An 18,211-nucleotide genomic window follows, 5' to 3' on the forward strand; every position below is an offset into this window, starting at 1 on the left:
ACCGGGCGTGATGTCCGGTCCCGAGGTCGTCCGGGCGGAGGGGCTGTCCTTCGGCTACCCCGGACGCATGGTCCTGCGCGGGGTGGACCTGAGCGTCCACGCCGGCGAACTGGTCGCGCTGATCGGGCTGAACGGCTGCGGCAAGAGCACCTTCCTCAAGCTCGCCGCCGGACTGCTCACCCCGAGCGGCGGGCGCGTCCTGCTCGAAGGCGACGACGTGGCGAGGCTGCCCCGCCGCACCGCCGCCCGGCGCGTCGCCCTGCTCCACCAGTCGGCACCCGCCGTACCGGGACTGACCGTGCGTCAACTCGTGCGTCAGGGACGCTACGCCGCCCGGGGGCCGCTCGGAATGCTGCGGGAGGGGGACGACGAGGTGACGTCGCGGGCGCTCGCGGACGTCGGCGTCACCGCCTGGGCCGACCGGCCGGTGGACGCGCTGTCCGGAGGCGAACGCCAGCGGGTCCGGCTGGCCATGGCGCTGGCCCAGGACGCCCGCGTGCTCTTCCTGGACGAGCCGACCACCTATCTCGATCTGCGGCACCAGCTGGAGGTGCTCCAGACGGTCGTACGGCTGCGCGCGGAGCGCCGGCTGACGGTGGTGATGGTGCTGCACGACCTCAACCACGCCGCGCGGTTCGCCGATCGGATCGTCGCGCTGCGCGAGGGCCGCGTCGCCGCCGACGGGCCTCCGGCCGAGGTGGTTACCCGGGGTCTGCTGGCCGAAGTCCTCGGCGTGGAGGGCCGGGTGGGGGTCGACAGCGAGGGCGGGTGGCCCGTCTGTTACCCAGATCACCCTCTCGATCCGCTCCAGCTCTTGCGGAATGAAAATCATATTCATTAGTGTCTGTGCTGCGGCACGCACCGACGCCGCGACCGAAAGACCCATCCGATCCTTCCGAATGGAGATTCAACTCATGGAGAACAACAAGGTGTTCAGCCCGATCGCCGACCAGGGCCAGCTCGCGCACCTCTCCGCCACCCACTCGAACGCCCTCGTCGAGAACCCCTTCGACGACGCCGTCGAGGCCGACACCGCGACCGAGAAGTAAGCGACGCCTGCCGCTGACGGCAGGTTCCCCGCGTGGCGCGGGGCGGGCCCGCCCGGTGACATCCCGGGCGGGTCCGCCCCGTTCGGCCCTGTTCAGCCCCGAACGTCCCGTCCCGCTTCCTGCTTCGGAGGATTCCGTGACCCGCAGTCGACTCGCTCCCGGCACCGGGATCGTCACCGTCCCCGGTGAACCTCCCGTACTCCGGACCTCCGGAGGGGAGTTCCTGCGCATCGACACCGGCGGTGTCGCCCGCGAAGCCCTGGTGCGCCGGCTGGCGGGGGAGGAGGCGCCGGACGAGGACGCGCCGGACGGGAGCGGGCACGCCGCCGAACTCGCGCGGCTCGTCGAGGCGTTCGAGGCAGGCGGGCACGCGGTGTCCGCCCCGTCCCGGGCCCGACTCGCCGGCCGCACCGTCCACGTACTCGGCGACCCCGTGCTCGCCGAGCCGCTGGCGCGCTGCGCCGGGGCGGAAGGGGCCGAGGTCCACCGGATCACCCCGGGCGGTGTGGCGGAGCTGGCCCGGACGGCCCCGGACCACCGCACCGAAGGGCGCGTCGCCGTGGTGTGGTGCCTCGACTCGCCCGTGCCCGAAGGGCTCTGGGACACGGCGGACCTGCTGCCAGGGCGACGCGTCGCCTGGCTGCGCTGCCACCGCGAGGGCGCCCACAGCTGGACCGAACCCCTTGCCGCGGCCCCGGGAGACGTCACCTCCCGTCACGTCAGGCTCCGCAGACTCGCGGCCACCCCCGCCCATCGCGAACTCGCCGCGTACTGGGCCGGGCACCGGACCCCCGACACCGGACCGCACCCCACCGAAGCCTCCGCCGCCCTGATCGCCGCGCTCCTCACCGCCGATCTGCTCGCCTGGGCCGAAGCCGAAGCCGAAGCCGAAGCCGAAGCCGAAGCCGAAGCCGAAGCCGGGGCCGAAGCCGGGGCCGGGGCGCGGGCCGGAGCCGGAGCCGAAACCGGGGCGCGGGCCGATGCCGCGACGAGCCGGGAGGCCGTTCTCCCGGTGCGCCGTCGGCTGCGCCGCATCGACCTGCGCGACCTCACCTTCTCCGAGCACTCCGTGCTCCCCGTCCCGGACGTCGCACCCCTGCCCGCTCCGGCCTCGACGCGCGCCGGGGCCGGGGCCGGAGCTGGAGTCGGAGCCGGGGCAGCCAAGGCGCGCCCGTGAACACCCGCACCCTGTACGTCCCCGCGCCGGACGGCACCGCGCTCGCCACCGACGTATGCCTTCCGGAGGGCAATCGCCCCGTCCCCGCCGTCCTGATCAGAACCCCCTACGGGCGTGACGCCCACCGCGCCGAGCTGTACGGCTGGGCGGCGCACGGATTCGCCGCCCTCGCCCAGGACGTTCGCGGCCGCCACGGCTCACCGGGGGAGTGGCACCCCTACCGGGGCCACGAGACGGTGGACGGCGCGGCCACCGTCGCCTGGACGCGCGCACAGGAGTGGAGCAACGGGGAGGTCGTCGCCGTCGGCGCCTCCTACGCCGCGTACTGCGCCCTCGTCACCGCACTCGCCGCTCGCGACACCGCCCGCGACACCGTCCGTGACGCCGCCTGCGATGCAGCCCACGATGCCGGCCCCGGACCCGGCGCCGACTCCGACCGCCTCCTTGCCCTCGGAGTCCCCGACGCCGTCATCGCCGCTGTCCCCGCGCTCGGACTCGCCGAGACGGCGCGGGAGCCCGGGGGTCCTGAGCGGCTGTGGGCCCGGGCCGGCTGGTGGGCGGCCCACGGCGACCGTCGCGACTCCGACCCGGACGCGTTGGCCCGCGCCCTGGCCGAGGACCCCCGGCTGCTCGAACACCTCCCGGTCGCCCACCTCCCGACCCGGCTGGCCGAGAGCCTGGGACGCGAACTGCCGTCCTGGCCCCGCCTCTGGGCCGGCCGAGGACGAGGCCGGCTCGTCGCGCTGGGCCACACCGCCCGCCTTCCGCTGCTCGCAGTCGGTGGCACCCGTGACCCCTTCGCCGACGACACCGTGGCCCTGTGGCGCGGCTGGGGCGGACCGTCCCGCCTGCTGCTCGGGCCCTGGGGCCACCGTCTCACCGCCGACCCTGCCGCACCGGCCCGCGCCCGCGTCAACCTCGGTGCGCTGTACGTACGGTGGGCCCGCGCGGCGCTCGCCGGGCGGCTGGGGCCGACGCGGCGCGGTGTCATCGCCCTCGGCGACAGCGGTCGCTGGCACAGCGTCCCCGGAGAGCCGATCACTCCCGACACCACCTCACCGGACCGGCCGGAGGCGGAGCGCCGCTGGCCCTTCGGCTCTCCCACCGGTCTACGGCTCCTCCACGGAGCCGAGTTCAGCGCCGACCCGGACCGCCCCGTGCGCTCCGACGACCTCGCCGTCCCGGCCGACGGCGCCCCAGCCGACCGCTGCCTGCTCCTCTCGCCACCGCTGCCCCGCCCGCTCGACCTGGCGGGAGCCGCCGTCGCCCGGATCAACGTCACGGCCGACACGCCCAGTGCCGACTGGGCCGTACGCCTGACCGCACTCGACCCGTCCGGCCACGCGGATCCGCTCGCCTTCGGCATCGTCCGGCGCACCGGCCCGCCCGGCGAGGCCGCGGACATCACCGTGCCGCTCGGCACGCTCGGCCGTCGGCTGCCCGCCGGGACCCGGTTGCGCGCGGAGATCGCCGGACACCACTTCCCCGCCCACGCCCGTAACCCGCACACCGGGGAGGACCCGGTCGCCGCCACCCGGCTCGCCCCGTCCCGCCGCACCGTGAACCCCCGGGGCAGCGCCCTCCACCTGCCCGTCGTCGCCCGACGCCGCTACGTCGAGCCCGCACCGGAGATATGCCGTTGACCAGCGTCCTGCCCATTGAAGCCCTCGTCGATCCCGTCACCGGGATCATCCGCGACGTCGCACCCGTCGAGCACCCCACCGGTGCGCCGCCCCGCTACACCGCGATGACCGCCGACGTCGCCGACGCCCGCCGCCTCGGCGCCTGGCCCGCCGACCGGGTCTCGCTCGGTACCACGTTCGGCGACCCCCGGGGCGCCTGGATCGCCGCGGTGGCCGAGGCCGTCGAGCGCTACTGCGGCAACCGCCTCCCACCGCCCGGCCACCCCCAGGAGCCCCGCCGGGCCACCGCCGCCGAACTGACCGCCGAGGGCCACCGCGTGTACGGGCCCGGCGCTCTGCCGACGTACGCGCCCTGGCAGTTCGGCCGCCCGGGATTCCCGTACGCCGAACTCACCCCCGACACCCCCGCACTGTGGACCCGGGCCACCGAGAACGGGCAGGCCTGCTGGGCCCCCGTCGCGCTGACCCACCTCAACTGGCGTCAGGGTGAACTGCGTTCGCTGCCCCGCACCCACCACCTCAACTACGCGGGCATCGCCACCGGGCAGGGCCTCGACGACGCCGTCGAGCGCGGCCTCCTCGAAGTCGTCGAGCGCGACGCCCTGGAGCTGTGGTGGCACCTGGACGGGCCCACCCGGGGCATCGACCCGGCGAGCGTCCCCGGGCTCACCGAGGACCTGGCCGGCTGCGCGCTGGACGTGCACATCGTGGAGATGCCCTCCGAGTTCGCCCCCTGTGCGGCGGCCCTCGTGCACGACCCCGGGCGCGGCATATACGCGGCCGGGTTCGCCTGCCGGTACGACCCGGCGGAGGCGGCCCGCAAGGCCGTCCTGGAGGCCGTGCACACCTGGGTGTTCACCCAGGGAGCGGTGGACGCCGACGGCTGGGTGTACCGGGCGGTCGAAGCCGGGATGCTCGCCCGTGGCCTCTACCTCGACCACCGTGCCGACCGGCGCTATCTCGACGACTGCGGGCCCGAGTTCGCCGCCGTGCGGGACCTCGGGGCCCACGTCCAGGTCTGGCTGGACGACCGGATGTCCCCGCTCGCCCGCCGCTTCACCGAACCCGCCCTCGGCACGGTTCCGGTCACCGCGATCGCTCCCGGTGGCCGCACCGCGCTCGACGCGGCGCTCGCCGCCGGGGGGCACCGGGTGATCACCGCCGACCTCACGACGGAGGACGTCGCCGAGACGGCACTGCGGGTCGCCCGCGTCCTGGTCTCCGGACTGATCCCCAACGCACCTGCCGCCTTCGGCTACTTCGGCTGCCCGCGCCTCGCGGACGCGGCGCTCGCCCGGGGCTGGCGCACCCGACCGCCCACCGCCCCGGGGGACTTCACCCTCGCCCCGCCCCCGCACATGTGAAGGAGCGCGCCGCCATGCCCGACACCCCGGCCCGGACCGCCGCCCCCGGCCCCCGCACGCGCCCCGCGTCCGGCCTGCTGCGCCGGGCCCTCGCAGACGTCCGCTCCTCGCGCGCGCCGGGCCTCTCCCCGTACGTTCCCGAGCGCCCGTTCCCCTGGAGCGGGACCGGGCTGCCGTTGGCCGGGGAAGAGGTCCGGTCCGGGGCGGGTCCTCGGGCCGGGGGCGGGGCCGGCCTCGACCTCGACCGCCTCCTGCGGCTCTCGCTGGCCGCGCCCGCCGGCACCCCGGGCCGGCTGCGGCCCGTCCCCTCGGCGGGAGCCCTGCACCCGGTGCGCGCGCACCTGTTGGCCGGGCCCGGGTGTTCGCTGCCGCCCGGGCGCTACGCCTACGACCCGCGCGCCCACCGCGCGCATCCACGCGGCCCGGCCCCCGAAGGCATACCCCCGGGCGCTCTCGTCGTCCTCACCGTGGTCGTGTCCCGCACCGTCGCGCACTACGGCCACCGGGCCTGGCCGCTCCTGCTGCTGGACACCGGCCACGCCGCCGCGGCCCTGGCGCTGGCCGCGCCCCCGGTAGCCGATGTCCTGGTCTGCCTCGACGCGGACACCGCCCTCCTCTCCGCCGCCGCCGGACTGCCCGCCGCTCCGGACCGGCCGAACGCCTGGCCCGGCACCGAGCCGGAACTGCCGCTCGCGGTAGTCGCGTTGACGCCCGTGAGTGTGACAGCCGACGCCCCCGGGGCGCTCAGGGCCTGGGCCGGCCCACCCCGTACCGGAACCCCGTCGCCGCGATCCGGCGCGGAGACCACCCCGCCCAGTGAACTCGCGGCGACACTCCACCTGTTGCACCACATCGCGGCATCCCCCGAGCTGCCCGGCGGCACCTGGCACCCGGCCGTCCGTCCGGGACCGGTGACCGACCAAGCCCTGGAGGCGCGCCGGAGCGCCCCGCCCGACGACCTGATCCACCCGCCCGGCGAGGAGCAGCTCACCCGGCTCCTGACCACAGCCGGGACAGCACGGCCGGACGGACCCGCCTGGACCGCGGCGCTCGGCGGTGGGGCCCCGGCCCTGTACGCGAAGGCTCCCGGCGGCAGCGGACTCGACGTCCGCGCCTCCGGGGACGCGCGTCCCACCCTCGCCCACTGGGCCGCGGGCCAGCAGTGGATCGGCGGCGCGGGCGCGGTGCTCCTGGCCCACGGCTGTCCCGCTGACGCCCCGCCGGCCACTGTTCGCACCGGCCACCTCGCCGCCGGGTACGCGGCCGGAGCCGTCCAGGCCCACGCCACCGCGCTCGGCCTGCGCTCCCGTCCCGTCGGATCCTGGCAGCGGGCGGATCTGGGCGCGGCGCTGGGCGAGGCCCCCGGACGCGACTGGATCGCGCACGGCCTCGCGGTGGGAGCGCCCCCACCGCCGGGCCCCGTCGGCCCGGGCTTCGTGCGGCGCCCAACGACGGCCGAAACGCCACCCGCCCCGACGCCCCCCGGCGCAGCCAGGCCAACGCCACCCGCCCCGACGCCCCCCGGCGCAGCCAGGCCAACGTCACCCGCCCCGGCAGCACTCGGCCCCAGGGCTTCCGGCGCAGTGAGCCCAGCGCCACCCGCCCCGACGCCCCCCGGCGCAGCGAGGCCAACGCCACCCGCCCCGGCAGCACTCGGCCCCAGGGCTTCCGGCACAGCGAGCCCAACGCCACCCGCCCCGACGCCCCCCGGCGCAGCGAGCCCAACGCCACCCGCCCCGACACCACTCGCCCCCACGGCCCCCGGCACAGCGAGCCAGGCGCCCGCCGCCCCGACGGCACCCGCCCCAGCGTCCCCGACAAGCGCCGCCCCGGCGGCTCCGCCCGGCGAGGAAGAACGGCCATGATGCTCCACCCCGAACTCCTGCGCGCCGCGAACACCGCACGCCGCCCGCTCGGCCTCGCCACCGCACTGCTCGCCGCGGTCGCCGCCACCCACCTCGCCCAGGCCGTCCTTCTCGCGCTCGTGCTCGCCCGGATCGCCCGGGGGGAGACGGCCGCCCTCGCCCCCCTGCTCACCACCGTCATCGCCGTCGTCCTGGTCCGCGCCGGACTCGGCCGTGCCCAGCGCCTGACCGCCGTCACGGCGGGAGCCGCCGTACGGGTCGGGCTGCGCGACACCCTGCTGGCGAGGCTCGGCGCACTCGGCCCCACCGCGATCACCGGCGCGCGCGCCGGAGCCGTGCGCGCCACGCTGGTGGACGGCGTCGAGGGCGTCGACGCGTACGTCTCGCGCTATCTGCCCCAAGCGCTCATCACCTGCGCCGTTCCACCGCTGCTGCTCGTCGCCGTCGCCCTCGTCGAGCCGTACGCGGCCCTCGCCCTCGGCCCCGCCCTGCTGCTCGCCCTGTTCGGGCCGCGCTGGTGGGACCGGCTGCTCGCGCGGCGGGGCAAGGAGCACTGGGACTCCTACGAAGCCCTCGCCGCCGACTACCTGGAAGCGCTCCAGGGGATGCCGACCCTGCGCGCCACCGGTGCGGTGGGCCGCGTACGGGAACGGCTGGAGCGGCGGTCATCCGCCCTGCACCGGACCACCGTCGCCAAACTCCGCGTCTCGCTCGTCGACACCGGCCTCACCGACCTGGCCGTCCAGGGCGGCACGGCCGCCGCCGTCCTCGTGGCGTGCTCGTCGGCGGCCACCGGCCGTACCGCCGCCACCGGCACCTACCTCCTTCTCCTCCTCGCCTCCGAATGCTTCCGCCCCGTCCGCGACCTCTCCCGCGAGTGGCACGCGGGCTACCTCGGGGTGTCCGCGGCCGACGGAATCGCCGCCCTGCGCACCGCCGAGGCGGCCGTGCCCGACCGGGGCACCCTGGCCGCCGCCTGGGAGAGCCCACCCGAAATCCGTTTCGAGGACGTGCGCTTCACCCACCCGGGGAGCAAGCTGCCCGCCCTCGACGGCGTCACCTTCACCGCCGCCCCGGGGCGCACCACAGCCGTCGTCGGACCGTCCGGGGCGGGAAAGTCGACCCTGCTGAGCCTGCTCCTGCGGCAACGGGACCCGGACAGCGGCAGCCTCACCGTCGCCGGTACGGCCACCGCCGCGTACACCCTCGCCTCACTGCGCCGGGGCATCGCCGTCGTCTCGCAGGACACCTACCTCTTCCACGCCACGATCGCGGAGAACCTGCGGATCGCCCGCCCGGCCGCCACCGACGAACAGCTGCGTGCCGCCGCCCGCACCGCCGGGATCGACCAGGAGATCGCCAGGCTGCCGCACGGTTACGCCACCCTCGTCGGCGAACGCGGCGCCACGCTCTCCGGTGGGCAGCGTCAACGGCTCGCCCTCGCACGGGCGTTGCTGGCCGACGCCCCTGTCCTGATCCTGGACGAGGCCACCAGCGCGGTCGACGAACGCGGCCAGGCCCGCATCGTGCGGGAACTGTCGGCGGCCGGCCGCGGCCGCACCTGCGTCGTCGTCGCCCACCGGCTCGACGCCGTACGCCACGCCGACCACATCGTCGTCCTCGACGCGGGCCGTGTCGCCGCGGCGGGCGACCACACCACCCTGCTCGCGGGCGGCGGCGTGTACGCCTCGCTCGTCGCGGCCGGGCGCACCGCACAGGAGGAGCGCGCCGCATGACCCCGACCTCGGCCCCTACCGGCCCTGCCCGTTCCCCCGGCGCCGCCGCCGCCACCGACGACGCCGCGACCGGCGCCCTGCGCTCGCTCCTCCCGGTCCTCGGCGCGCACCGCGCCACCGTCCTGCGCACCTGCCTGGCCGCCCTCGTCGACCAGGCGGCCCTGGTCGCGCTCGTGACCCTCGCCGCGCACACGGTGGGCACGGCCGTGACGGAGCACCGCCCACCCACCCCGGGGACCGTCGCCGTCCTGATCGGGCTCGTCCTGCTCCGGGCCCTCGCCACCTGGCGGGAGATGGACCTCTCGCACGACCTCGCCTACCGGGTCCTCGCCGAACTGCGCGTCCGGGTCTTCGACGGGCTGGCCCGCAGCGCCCCGGCCCGAATCGCGGGCCGGCGCAGCGGCGACCTCGCGGCCACCGCGCTCGGGGACGTCGAGGCACTGGAGTTCTTCTACGCCCACGCCATCGCGCAACTCCTCGCCTCCGGCGTGGTCTTCGCGGTGTCGGCCGCTGTGCTGGCGGCCCTCGGTCCCTGGTTGCTGCTCGCCGTCGTGCCCGCCGCGCTCCTCCTGATCTGGTCGCCCCTGTTCGAGGCGCGCGGACGGGCCGAACGCGGGGCGAGGACCCGGAGCGCGCTCGCCGAGGTCTCGTCCGAGACCGTGGAGAGCGTCGACGGGCTGCGCGAACTCCTGATGACCGGGGCGCTGAACCGCAGGCGGTCCCGGCTCCGGTCCGCCGGACGCCGGCTCGCCCGCGCCCAGCGCGCCGAACAGTCCTGGGAGACCGGCGCGGGCGCCACCCGCGACCTGCTGGTCGTCGCCGCCGTCATCGGGGTAGTGGCGGCCGCCGCCCACGCCGCGTCCGCCGGACGTCTGGACGGGGCGTGGGCCCCGGCCGCCATGGCACTCGCCCTGGGAGCCCTGGCCCCGGTCGCCGAATCGGCGGCCGCACTCGGCCGGGCCGGGGGTCTGCGCGCCGCCGCCGCCCGGGTCCGGGCCGCCGTGCACGCGCCCGCCGGAGCCCCCGCTCCCACCGCCCCCCGCCCCGTACCGCCGGGACCGCTCGGCCTGCGGCTGCGCGGAGTCCGGTTCGGCTACGGGGGAGAGGCCGTGCTGGACGGCCTCGACCTGACGGTCCGGCCGGGCGAGACCGTCGCCCTCGTCGGAGCCTCGGGGGCGGGAAAGTCGACCTGCGCACACCTCCTGGCGCGTTACTGGGACCCCGAGACGGGCGCGGTGGAGCTGGTGCCCCCCGCCCCGGCCGACCCCGTGGACCTGCGGGACCTCGCCGAGGATGACCTGCGCGCCGCCGTGTCCGTGGTGGGGCAGGAGGCCCCGCTCTTCCACGGCACCCTCGCCGAGAACCTCCGGCTGGGCACTCCGGACGCCACGGCGGAAGAACTGGGCGCGGTGACCCGGATCTGCGGCATCGACCCCATCGCCGACGCCCTGCCCGACGGTCTGGACACCGCCGTCGGCGAGCGCGGCGCGACCCTGTCCGGCGGCCAGCGTGCCCGGGTGGCCCTGGCCCGGGGGCTGCTGAGCGGCCCGCGCGTACTCGTCCTGGACGAGACGACGGCCCACCTGGACCACCGGGGCGACGCGGAACTGTCCCGGGCGCTCGCGGCCGACTCCGCCACCCGGACGACCCTGGTGATCGCCCACCGCCCGGCGACGGTCCGCAGGGCCGACCGGATCGCGGTCCTGGACGGCGGGCGCATCGTCGAGGAGGGCACCTGGGACGAGCTGATCCGGGCGGGCGGCCCGCTGACCCGCCTCTTCGCCCGCGAGGAAAGTCCCTGAGGAAAGCCCCTGGAGGAGAGCCCTTGGGGAAAGTTCCTGAGGAGAGCCCCTGAGGAGCCCCTGCGGAGAGCCCTTGAGGAGAGTCCGCAGGGGGGCGTCCCCGAAGCAGCCAGGGGCGTCCCGGGGACCGGGCCGGATCAGGGAAGGGGCTGCTCCGCCCAGATGATTTTCCCCCGGGGGGTGTAGCGCGTGCCCCACCGATGGGCGAGCTGAGCGACGAGGAACAGCCCACGCCCGCCCTCGTCCGTCGTCCTGGCGTGCCGCAGCCGCGGCGAGGTGTTGCTGGCGTCGGACACCTCGCAGGTCAGTGCCGACTGGAACAGCAGCCGCAGCCGCACAGGACCCGCGGCGTACCGGATCGCGTTGGTCACCAGCTCGCTGACGATCAGTTCCGTCGTCATCGACAGCTCCGCGAGCCCCCACGTCTCCAGCTGGCGGGAGACCTTGGCGCGGGTCTCGCCGACCGCCGCGGGGTCCACGGGCACGTCCCACGAGACCAGGTGCTCGGGGCTCAGGCGGTGGGTCCGGGCGAGGAGCAGCGCGATGTCGTCCGGCTGCGGGACGGGCAGCAGCTCCTTGACCACCGCCGGACACAGGTCCGCCAGGGGCATTCCGTTCCGGGACACCGCCCGGCCAAGCCGGTCCATTCCGCGCTCCAGGTCCTTGTCGGCCCCTTCGATGAGCCCGTCGGTGTAGAGGCCGAGGAGGCTTCCCTCGGGCAGCTCGACCTCCAGGGACTCGAAAGGCAGCCCGCCGAGCCCCAGAGGCGGCCCTGCGGGCAGGTCCGGGAAGCTGACCGCGTTGTCCGGCGTGACGATCACCGGTGGCGGGTGACCGGCCCGGGCCATCGTGCAGCAGCCGTTCGCCGGATCGTAGACGGCGTACAGGCAGGTGGCCCCCACCACCGTCGTCCCGCCCCGCTCCTCCGGACCCCCCGCGCGCTCCTCCTCGCTGAGCCGGAGGACGAGATCGTCCAGGCGTGCCAGCAGCTCGTCCGGGGGAAGATCCATGTCGGCCAGCGTCTGTACGGCGGTGCGCAGCCGGCCCATGGTCGCGGCGGCTCCGATGCCGTGTCCGACGACGTCGCCGATGACCAGGCCGACCCGGGCGCCGGACAGCGGGATCACATCGAACCAGTCGCCGCCGACCCCGTCCTTCGCGTCCGCCGGAAGGTACGACGACGCCACGTCCAGCGCCGTTCCGCCGCGCAGCGTGTGCGGCAGCAGGCTCCGCTGGAGCACCAGCGCCGCGGTGTGCTCCCGGGTGTAGCGGCGGGCGTTGTCCACGCACACGGCCGCGCGCGCCACCAGCTCCCGGGCGGGCGCCACGTCGTCCTCGTCGAACGGCACCGGATTCCGCGACCTCATGAAGGTGGTCAGCCCCAGCACCGTGTCGCGCGCCCGCATCGGCACGGAGATCAACGAGTGCAGCCCGAACTCCCGGAGCCGGGCGGCCCGCGCGGGCTGCTCCACCGTCCACCCGTGGCTGTCCGGGTCGAGCGCCGGGAGCAGCACCGGGTCGCCGTCGAGGAGGAAGTGCGCGTCGTGCGGCGGCGGCACGAAGTCGACCGTCTCGCCGACCCGTACGACCGCCTCCGGGCAGCCCTCCCGCACCGAGCTCAGCCCCGCCCGGCGCATGGCCGGCCGCTCGCCCTCGGCCGGCGCCCCCGGCAGGTCGCCGCCGAACGGGTTCTCCAGCAGGTCGACGAAGACGAAGTCCGCGAACCGGGGCACCGCGAAGTCGGCGAGCTCCTGCGCCGTACGTTGTACGTCCAGGGTGCTGCCGATACTCGCTCCGGCCTCGTTCACCAGCGCGAGGAGCCGACGCGCGTTCCACCGGTCGGTGACGTCGAGGACCATGTAGCCGATGCCGATCCGGCGGTCGCGGGCGTCGGCCAGCGGGAAGCACGAACTCGCGTACGCCCGTCGGCGGTGCGGGTCGGCCCAGCTCCAGCCCAGGTACTCGTAGTCCATGATCGCTTCGCCGGTCGACAGGACCTGCCGCATCAGCCGCTCGACGGGCGTCGCCAGTGCTCGGGGCAGTACCTCGCTCGGCCGGCGTCCCAGACGCTGTTCCCGGGGCACGCCGCCGAACCGTACCAGGGTGTCGTTGAGCCAGAGATAGCGCAGTTCGGGGTCGAGTACCGCCATTCCGACCGGCGACCGGGTCAGGAAGTCGTCCAGCACGGACCCGCGCATCGTCCAGCGCGGGGTGAGTTCCCGCCCGGACACCAGAAAGCCCTCCCGCCCGGCGATCAGGAACGAGGCGGTGACCCGTACGTCGATGTCCAGCGACCGGCCGTCCCGGGCCCGCAGGGGGACCAGTCCGCTCCACCCCGAACCGGCCCGGCAGCGGGCGGCCACCGCGGCCGTGCGCCGGGCGTCCGGAGGGCCCGTGAGCAGCTGGGAGGCGGACCGGCCGACCACCTCGGCCGCCGGATACCCGAGCAGCGCCTCGGCCCCGCGGGTCCAGCCGATGACCGTGCCGTCCCCGGCGATCACCGCCGCCGCGGCGTCGGTCGTCCGCGCCGGTTTCCGCCCGTCCCCGGAGGGCAGCGGGCCGGGTTCCGCCGGGGAGCCCTCTTCGGCGGATGCCATTGCACCTCACCACCCTCCGTAGGTTTCCATGGTCGCTGCTCGCCCCGGACCGCGCCCGGTGCGGAGTCCGGGCGAGGGCTGTCCCTCGTTCGGCGGCGTGACGGAGCGGGCCGTGTCCGCGTTGGTGGTGGTGACAAGCGGTTGCTTGTCCACCTGCCCCGCGCTGGACCCGTGTGGGTGGACGGCTCCGGCCCCGACAGGAGGGCCGGAGCCGTTTCCATGCCCGGGATCAGTAGCGGAAGCAGATCTCGCGCTCCCGCAGCCACGGGACCGGCACGCACCACTCGCGGGCGGACGGCCCCCCGGCGCCCGGAGCCGTGGGCGAGGGCGAGGACGCCACCGGGGACGGCACCACGGACGGCGCGACCGTCGGTGAGGGCGCCGGATCCGTCGGAGCGGCGGTAGGTGCGGGCGTCGGCGTCGGGCTGGACACGGGCGCGGCCGGCGCGGCCATCTCGGTCAGCATCCTCCGGAACACCTTCGAGGACCGCGGATTGCTCTCGCACTGCCAGACGCCGTGCGGGCAGTAGTCCGTGACCGTCTGGTACAGCGGCTCGTGCCGGTCGATCCACTCCAGCATCCGCCGCATGTACGCGGGGTTGTCGCCGTTGCGGAAGAGCCCCCACTCCGGGAACGAGATGGGCTTGCCGTGCTCCGCGGCGAAGTCGATGTGCTTCTGGAGCCCGTACGGGTCGGTGATCTGGTCGTCGAAGGTCTCGCCGGGCGGCTGGTCGTAGGAGTCCATCCCGACGATGTCGACGACGTCGTCGCCCGGGTAGCACTCGGTCCACGGCACCGCGTCCCGTCCCCGGCTCGGCGTGAAGTCGAAGCGGAAGTCCTGACCGGGCACCGCGCGCATCGCCGTGACGATCCGCTGCCAGTACGCCTTCCAGGACGCGGGATCGGGGCCGCACCGATGGGTGTACGTGGTGCCGTTCATCTCCCAGCCGAGCACGATCACGGTGTCCGGAACACCCAGTTCCACCAGCCGCTCCGCGAGCCGGGTGAAGTGCTGGTCGTAACTTCCGGCCGCGCCCGCCCGGAGCAGGGTGCGGACCTCGTCGTCCGGGACCCGCTCCTCGTTGCGCTCCAGCATCGGCACGTTCAGGACGAACATCCGGTCCGGGTCCGCCTGTCTCCACTCCGCCCAGGCGTCGAGGAAATCGGGCGCCCCCTCGATGTTCACCCACAGATCGCCCGGCAGGTAGGTGTGTCCCACCCGTAGCTCCGCCCCGCCGAGCCAGCGCGACAGCTCGGCCATCCTGCTGACCCCTGCGGGCCCGTAGTCCAGATACGCGCCGTGCGCCGTGCTGCTCGCCGCCGCCGGGGCGCCGGGGGCGGCGCCGTCGACGGAGTCGGCGCCCGGCGGCGACTGCCCCGCGATGCCGCCACCCGCCAGGAGGCTGAGAGCAGCCGCCGCGATGCACGAAACGATAAGACGGCGCTTGGACGGCATTACTCCTCCTGGCTGTGGTGCATTCCGGCCGGTTCGGCCTGATAGGGAGAGAGTCGCATCATCGTGCACCGGGGGCATGTGCAGGAGTCCATTTATCGTATTCGGCGTTGCGTACGCGCCGATCAGGTGAATGTGGGGCCGAACGTGAAGGGCAGCGATCCGACGCGGTTGTCGAAATTCGAGTCGACCAGGTCCGGATCTCCCAGGTTTCGCATGACGGGACGACGGGAGATCAGTTCCCGGAAGAGCGCCACCATTTCGAGCCGTGCCAGATGTGCTCCCAGGCAGTGGTGCGGGCCCCCGCCGCCGTATCCCAGATGGGGATTGGGTGACCGGGTGATGTCGAAGCGATCCGGCTGGGTGAAAACCGTCTCGTCGCGATTGGCCGACGCATAAATGAGAGCGACTTTCTCCCCCGGGAGAAACGTACGGCCGCCCAGTTCACATTCCGTGGCGACAGTCCTGCGGAACTGGATGATCGGCGTCGAATGCCGCACGATCTCGTCGACGGCGCCGCCGATGTACCGGTCGAAGTCGGACCGCAGCAGTTCCCGCTGCTCCGGATGCCGGTCGAGCAGGAACAGCCCGTGCGCGATGGCGTTGCGGGTCGTCTCCACCCCCGCCACCAGCAACAGCGAGAAGAAGGCCCCGAGTTGCCGCCCGGACAGCGCCTCGCCGTCGATGTCCGCACTGACGAGCGCCGAGACGAGGTCGTCCCCGGGGTCACGGCGCCGTTCCCGGGCGAGCCGCCCCATGACGAACTGCATCCGGGCCAGCGACGCCAGCCCGCGGCCGGGAATCCGCAGCCGGGCCCGGCCCCGGCGCTCGACGCCGACGTGCTCCGAGGCGTGGTCGATCTGCTCCGCGATCCGCGCCCGATACGCCTCCGGGACGCCCATCAGGTCGCAGATCACCTCCAGCGGCAGCCGCGAGGCCGCCGACGGCATGAAGTCCCGGGGGCGCTCGGCGATCAGCTCGTCCACCAGCCGCCCGGCGAGCCGGCCGACGTTCTCCTCGACGTCCGCCAGCAGCCGAGGGGTGAACCGCCGCGAGATGATCCGGCGCAGCGCCGCGTGCTCGGGCCCGTCCATGTTGACCATCGAGTTCCCGAACAACGCCTTCGCCCACCCGGCCGGCTCCGGGGTGGTGACCCCCGGAGCGCTCGCGAACACCTGGGGCGTCCGGCTCGCGGTCCGCACGTCCGCATGGCGCACCAGGGCGTGGAAAGGCTTCCCGGCGGTGCGCGCGGCACCGGCCCGCGGAGTGAACAGGACCGGCGCGTCCAGCTCCCGCAGCAGGGCGAAGGCCCTGAGCCGCACGGGGCGGGGCAGCCGCCAGAAGGCCGGGTCGGCCAGATCGACGTCCGCCGCGCGCAGCACACGGTCCCCGGACAACGGATACGGAACGGTCATGCCCATCACCTCCACGGTTCGCCAGGCCATGGTCCGGCCCGCCGCCGCGAGGAGCCTCATCGACGCGGCCCGTCACTCCCGAAGCGCCCGCACCCTCACGCGTTTGACGGAACGGAACCGGTGACTGTGCGCCGTACGCCGCACGCACGAGAACTGTTTCGCCACCGCCTCGTTGTCAACATCGCCATCAGAAGCACCTCGGACGAGTGAGCGAGTCACGAGTCGACGAGGCGAGTCCACGAGAGGCAGGCAGTCATCCCATGAGCCCCACCCCCGCGAAACCGGGCGGCCCCCGCGTTCCCTCCCGCCGGACCGTCCTGCGCGGAGCCTTCACCGCCGCAGTGGTCACGGGCACCGCGGGCGCCCTGCTCCCGCTGGTCGGCCCTGAGCGGGCCGCCACGGCCCGGCCCGTGCCCCGGGCGCCCGCATCCGGCACCCCGCCCCGCCCCGCACCCGCGGCGGAGGAGTTCGCCGAGATGTACCGGGGCAGGGAGATCCGCGCGACGGCGACCGCCGTCGTCCCCGCCGGCGCCACGGACGACCACCGGCTCGCGATCGCCGCCGAACCGGGAGCAGAGATCCGCATCGACGGCAGGCCCCTGCACGTCATGAGGCGGGCGGACGGCACCTATCTCAGCGACGTCCGGCACTACGAGTCGTACCCGACGCTGCTGGAGGCGGCCCGTGCCGCCGTCGACGAGCTCGGAGCCGCCCAACTCGCGCACCCCGCCGCGCACCGCATGTGAACCAGGAGGACCAGCACCGGTGTACACCCGCAAGAACCAGCGCGACCTCACGCGCACCGAGAAGCGCCGGCTCGTCGACGCGATCCTGAAACTGAAGCGCTCGGGCCGCTACGACGACTTCGTCGTCATGCACCGGGAGTACTACGTCATGGACACCGAGCGCCGGCCCCGCCCGGCGCACATGACGTCCTCGTTCTTCCCCTGGCACCGCCAGTACCTGCTGGAGTTCGAGAAGGCCCTGAGAGGCGTGGACGCGGGCGTCAGCGTCCCGTACTGGGACTGGACCCAGGACAACAAGCCGACCTCGTCGCTCTGGGCGGAGGACTTCCTCGGCGGCAACGGCAGACAGGGCGACCGGCAGGTCACCACCGGAGCCTTCGCCTACAGGGCGGGCAACTGGAGCGTCGGCAGGGGCGTCACCGACGAGCACTACCTCACCCGCAACTTCGGCAGACCGGGCCGCGACCCGGTCTCCCTCCCCACCAGGAACGACCTGGCGCGGGCGCTCAAGGACCCCGTCTACGACACCGAGCCCTGGAACAGCGTCTGCACCGGGGGCTTCCGCAACCGCGTCGAGGGGTGGGGGATCCGGGGCGTGCGCGGGGTGGGCCTCCACAACCAGGTGCACCAGTGGGTCGGCGGCCCGATGGCGGGCGCGGCCTCCCCCGAGGACCCGGTGTTCTGGCTCCACCACTCCTTCATCGACCTGTTGTGGGACCGTTGGCGCAAGGCCCACCCGGACTCCGCCTACCTGCCGGGCCGCAAGCCCCCGTCGCCGGGCCCGGACCGCGACTACGTCTTCGGCCTCGACGACGCCATGCCCCCTTGGGGTGTGACCCCGCGCAGACTCCTCGACCACGGCAAGCTCTACCGCTACGCCTGAGCCCGGACGGAGGAACGGCCGGCCCCCTCCGCGAGGAGGAAGCCGGCCGTTCCTGTACTACGGGCGGTCAGCGGCCGTAGCCGTAGCCGCCGTTGTCGTGGTGGCCGCCGTCGGCGTTGACGCAGGTGTTGCCGAAGGCCGGGTTCAGCAGGCCGATCACGTTGATCGTGTTGCCGCAGAGGTTCACCGGCACGTGCACGGGGACCTGGACCACGTTGCCCGAGCCGACGCCGGGGGAGGCGGCGGCGAGGCCCTGGGCGCCGGCGTCCGCGGACGCCATGCCGGCGCCGCCGGCGATCAGGGCGCCGGTGCCGGCCATGACAGCGGCGACCTTCGTCATACGAGACATTCAGAACTCCTTGTAAAGAAGGGGGTGTGCTGCGGACGCGAGGCCCGCACCCCCTGACAACGCGGGAGAGGCCGGACGGTAACGGATCAGCGCACAGGTGATATCTCCGACGCCCCTGTCCGGCGTACGCCC

Annotated in this window: 13 protein-coding genes and 1 pseudogene; 10 read left to right on the forward strand and 4 right to left on the reverse strand. The window is 74.8% G+C overall.

Annotation, left to right across the window (positions count from 1 at the left end):
- The first annotated feature begins 10 nt into the window (after nucleotides 1-10).
- The 8 genes and pseudogenes from ACH4KB_RS14530 (at nucleotide 11) to ACH4KB_RS14565 (ending at nucleotide 10,636) form a co-directional block, all read left to right on the forward strand.
- The gene (locus ACH4KB_RS14530) at nucleotides 11-841 is read left to right on the forward strand and encodes an ABC transporter ATP-binding protein (RefSeq protein ID WP_398066538.1); all 831 of its coding nucleotides are present in this window, start codon (nucleotides 11-13) and stop codon (nucleotides 839-841) included.
- A 73-nt stretch (nucleotides 842-914) separates the two neighbouring features.
- Nucleotides 915-1,049, forward strand: a complete 135-nt coding sequence (gene amiA / locus ACH4KB_RS14535; RefSeq protein ID WP_361872703.1) for a streptamidine family RiPP — start codon at nucleotides 915-917, stop codon at nucleotides 1,047-1,049.
- Nucleotides 1,050-1,185: 136 nt separating this feature from the next.
- Nucleotides 1,186-2,226 carry a hypothetical protein gene (locus ACH4KB_RS14540; protein ID WP_398066296.1) on the forward strand — a complete coding sequence of 347 codons (1,041 nt, stop codon included), beginning with the start codon at nucleotides 1,186-1,188 and terminating at the stop codon, nucleotides 2,224-2,226.
- Nucleotides 2,223-3,869: a CocE/NonD family hydrolase gene (locus ACH4KB_RS14545; RefSeq protein WP_398066297.1), complete on the forward strand. Its 1,647-nt coding sequence runs from the start codon at nucleotides 2,223-2,225 to the stop codon at nucleotides 3,867-3,869. The genes ACH4KB_RS14540 and ACH4KB_RS14545 overlap by 4 nt, the downstream gene beginning before the upstream one ends.
- Nucleotides 3,866-5,233 (forward strand): YcaO-like family protein, encoded by a 1,368-nt coding sequence (locus tag ACH4KB_RS14550; protein WP_398066539.1) that lies wholly within the window; start codon nucleotides 3,866-3,868, stop codon nucleotides 5,231-5,233. The genes ACH4KB_RS14545 and ACH4KB_RS14550 overlap by 4 nt, the downstream gene beginning before the upstream one ends.
- Nucleotides 5,234-5,247: 14 nt before the next feature.
- Nucleotides 5,248-6,741 (forward strand): annotated as a pseudogene (locus tag ACH4KB_RS14555) (nitroreductase); the annotation flags it as partial.
- A gap of 353 nt (nucleotides 6,742-7,094) precedes the next feature.
- Nucleotides 7,095-8,834, forward strand: coding sequence for an ABC transporter ATP-binding protein/permease (locus tag ACH4KB_RS14560; protein ID WP_398066298.1), 1,740 nt, complete (start codon nucleotides 7,095-7,097; stop codon nucleotides 8,832-8,834).
- On the forward strand, nucleotides 8,831-10,636 hold the full coding sequence (locus ACH4KB_RS14565; RefSeq protein WP_398066299.1) for an ABC transporter ATP-binding protein: 1,806 nt from the start codon (nucleotides 8,831-8,833) through the stop codon (nucleotides 10,634-10,636). The genes ACH4KB_RS14560 and ACH4KB_RS14565 overlap by 4 nt, the downstream gene beginning before the upstream one ends.
- 137 nt (nucleotides 10,637-10,773) lie before the next feature.
- Here ACH4KB_RS14565 and ACH4KB_RS14570 read toward each other — a convergent pair whose 3' ends face one another.
- The 3 genes from ACH4KB_RS14570 to ACH4KB_RS14580 form a co-directional block, all read right to left on the reverse strand.
- Nucleotides 10,774-13,233, reverse strand: a complete 2,460-nt coding sequence (locus ACH4KB_RS14570; protein WP_398066300.1) for a SpoIIE family protein phosphatase — start codon at nucleotides 13,231-13,233, stop codon at nucleotides 10,774-10,776.
- Between the two features lie 229 nt (nucleotides 13,234-13,462).
- On the reverse strand, nucleotides 13,463-14,689 hold the full coding sequence (locus tag ACH4KB_RS14575; RefSeq protein WP_398066301.1) for a glycoside hydrolase family 26 protein: 1,227 nt from the start codon (nucleotides 14,687-14,689) through the stop codon (nucleotides 13,463-13,465).
- Between the two features lie 122 nt (nucleotides 14,690-14,811).
- Nucleotides 14,812-16,101, reverse strand: coding sequence for a cytochrome P450 (locus tag ACH4KB_RS14580; protein ID WP_398066302.1), 1,290 nt, complete (start codon nucleotides 16,099-16,101; stop codon nucleotides 14,812-14,814).
- Between the two features lie 260 nt (nucleotides 16,102-16,361).
- Between ACH4KB_RS14580 and ACH4KB_RS14585 the strand changes: the two genes are divergently transcribed.
- Complete coding sequence (locus ACH4KB_RS14585) at nucleotides 16,362-16,847, forward strand: tyrosinase family oxidase copper chaperone (RefSeq protein WP_398066303.1); 486 nt, start codon at nucleotides 16,362-16,364, stop codon at nucleotides 16,845-16,847.
- A gap of 19 nt (nucleotides 16,848-16,866) precedes the next feature.
- The gene (locus ACH4KB_RS14590) at nucleotides 16,867-17,730 is read left to right on the forward strand and encodes a tyrosinase family protein (RefSeq protein WP_398066304.1); all 864 of its coding nucleotides are present in this window, start codon (nucleotides 16,867-16,869) and stop codon (nucleotides 17,728-17,730) included.
- 67 nt (nucleotides 17,731-17,797) lie between these two features.
- On the opposite strand, the gene ACH4KB_RS14595 is transcribed toward ACH4KB_RS14590, so the two are convergent.
- Nucleotides 17,798-18,079, reverse strand: a complete 282-nt coding sequence (locus ACH4KB_RS14595; RefSeq protein WP_398066305.1) for a chaplin — start codon at nucleotides 18,077-18,079, stop codon at nucleotides 17,798-17,800.
- Between the last annotated feature and the right edge of the window lie 132 nt (nucleotides 18,080-18,211).

It is taken from the genome of Streptomyces sp. NPDC017520 (assembly GCF_044329855.1).
GTDB lineage: Bacteria > Actinomycetota > Actinomycetes > Streptomycetales > Streptomycetaceae > Streptomyces.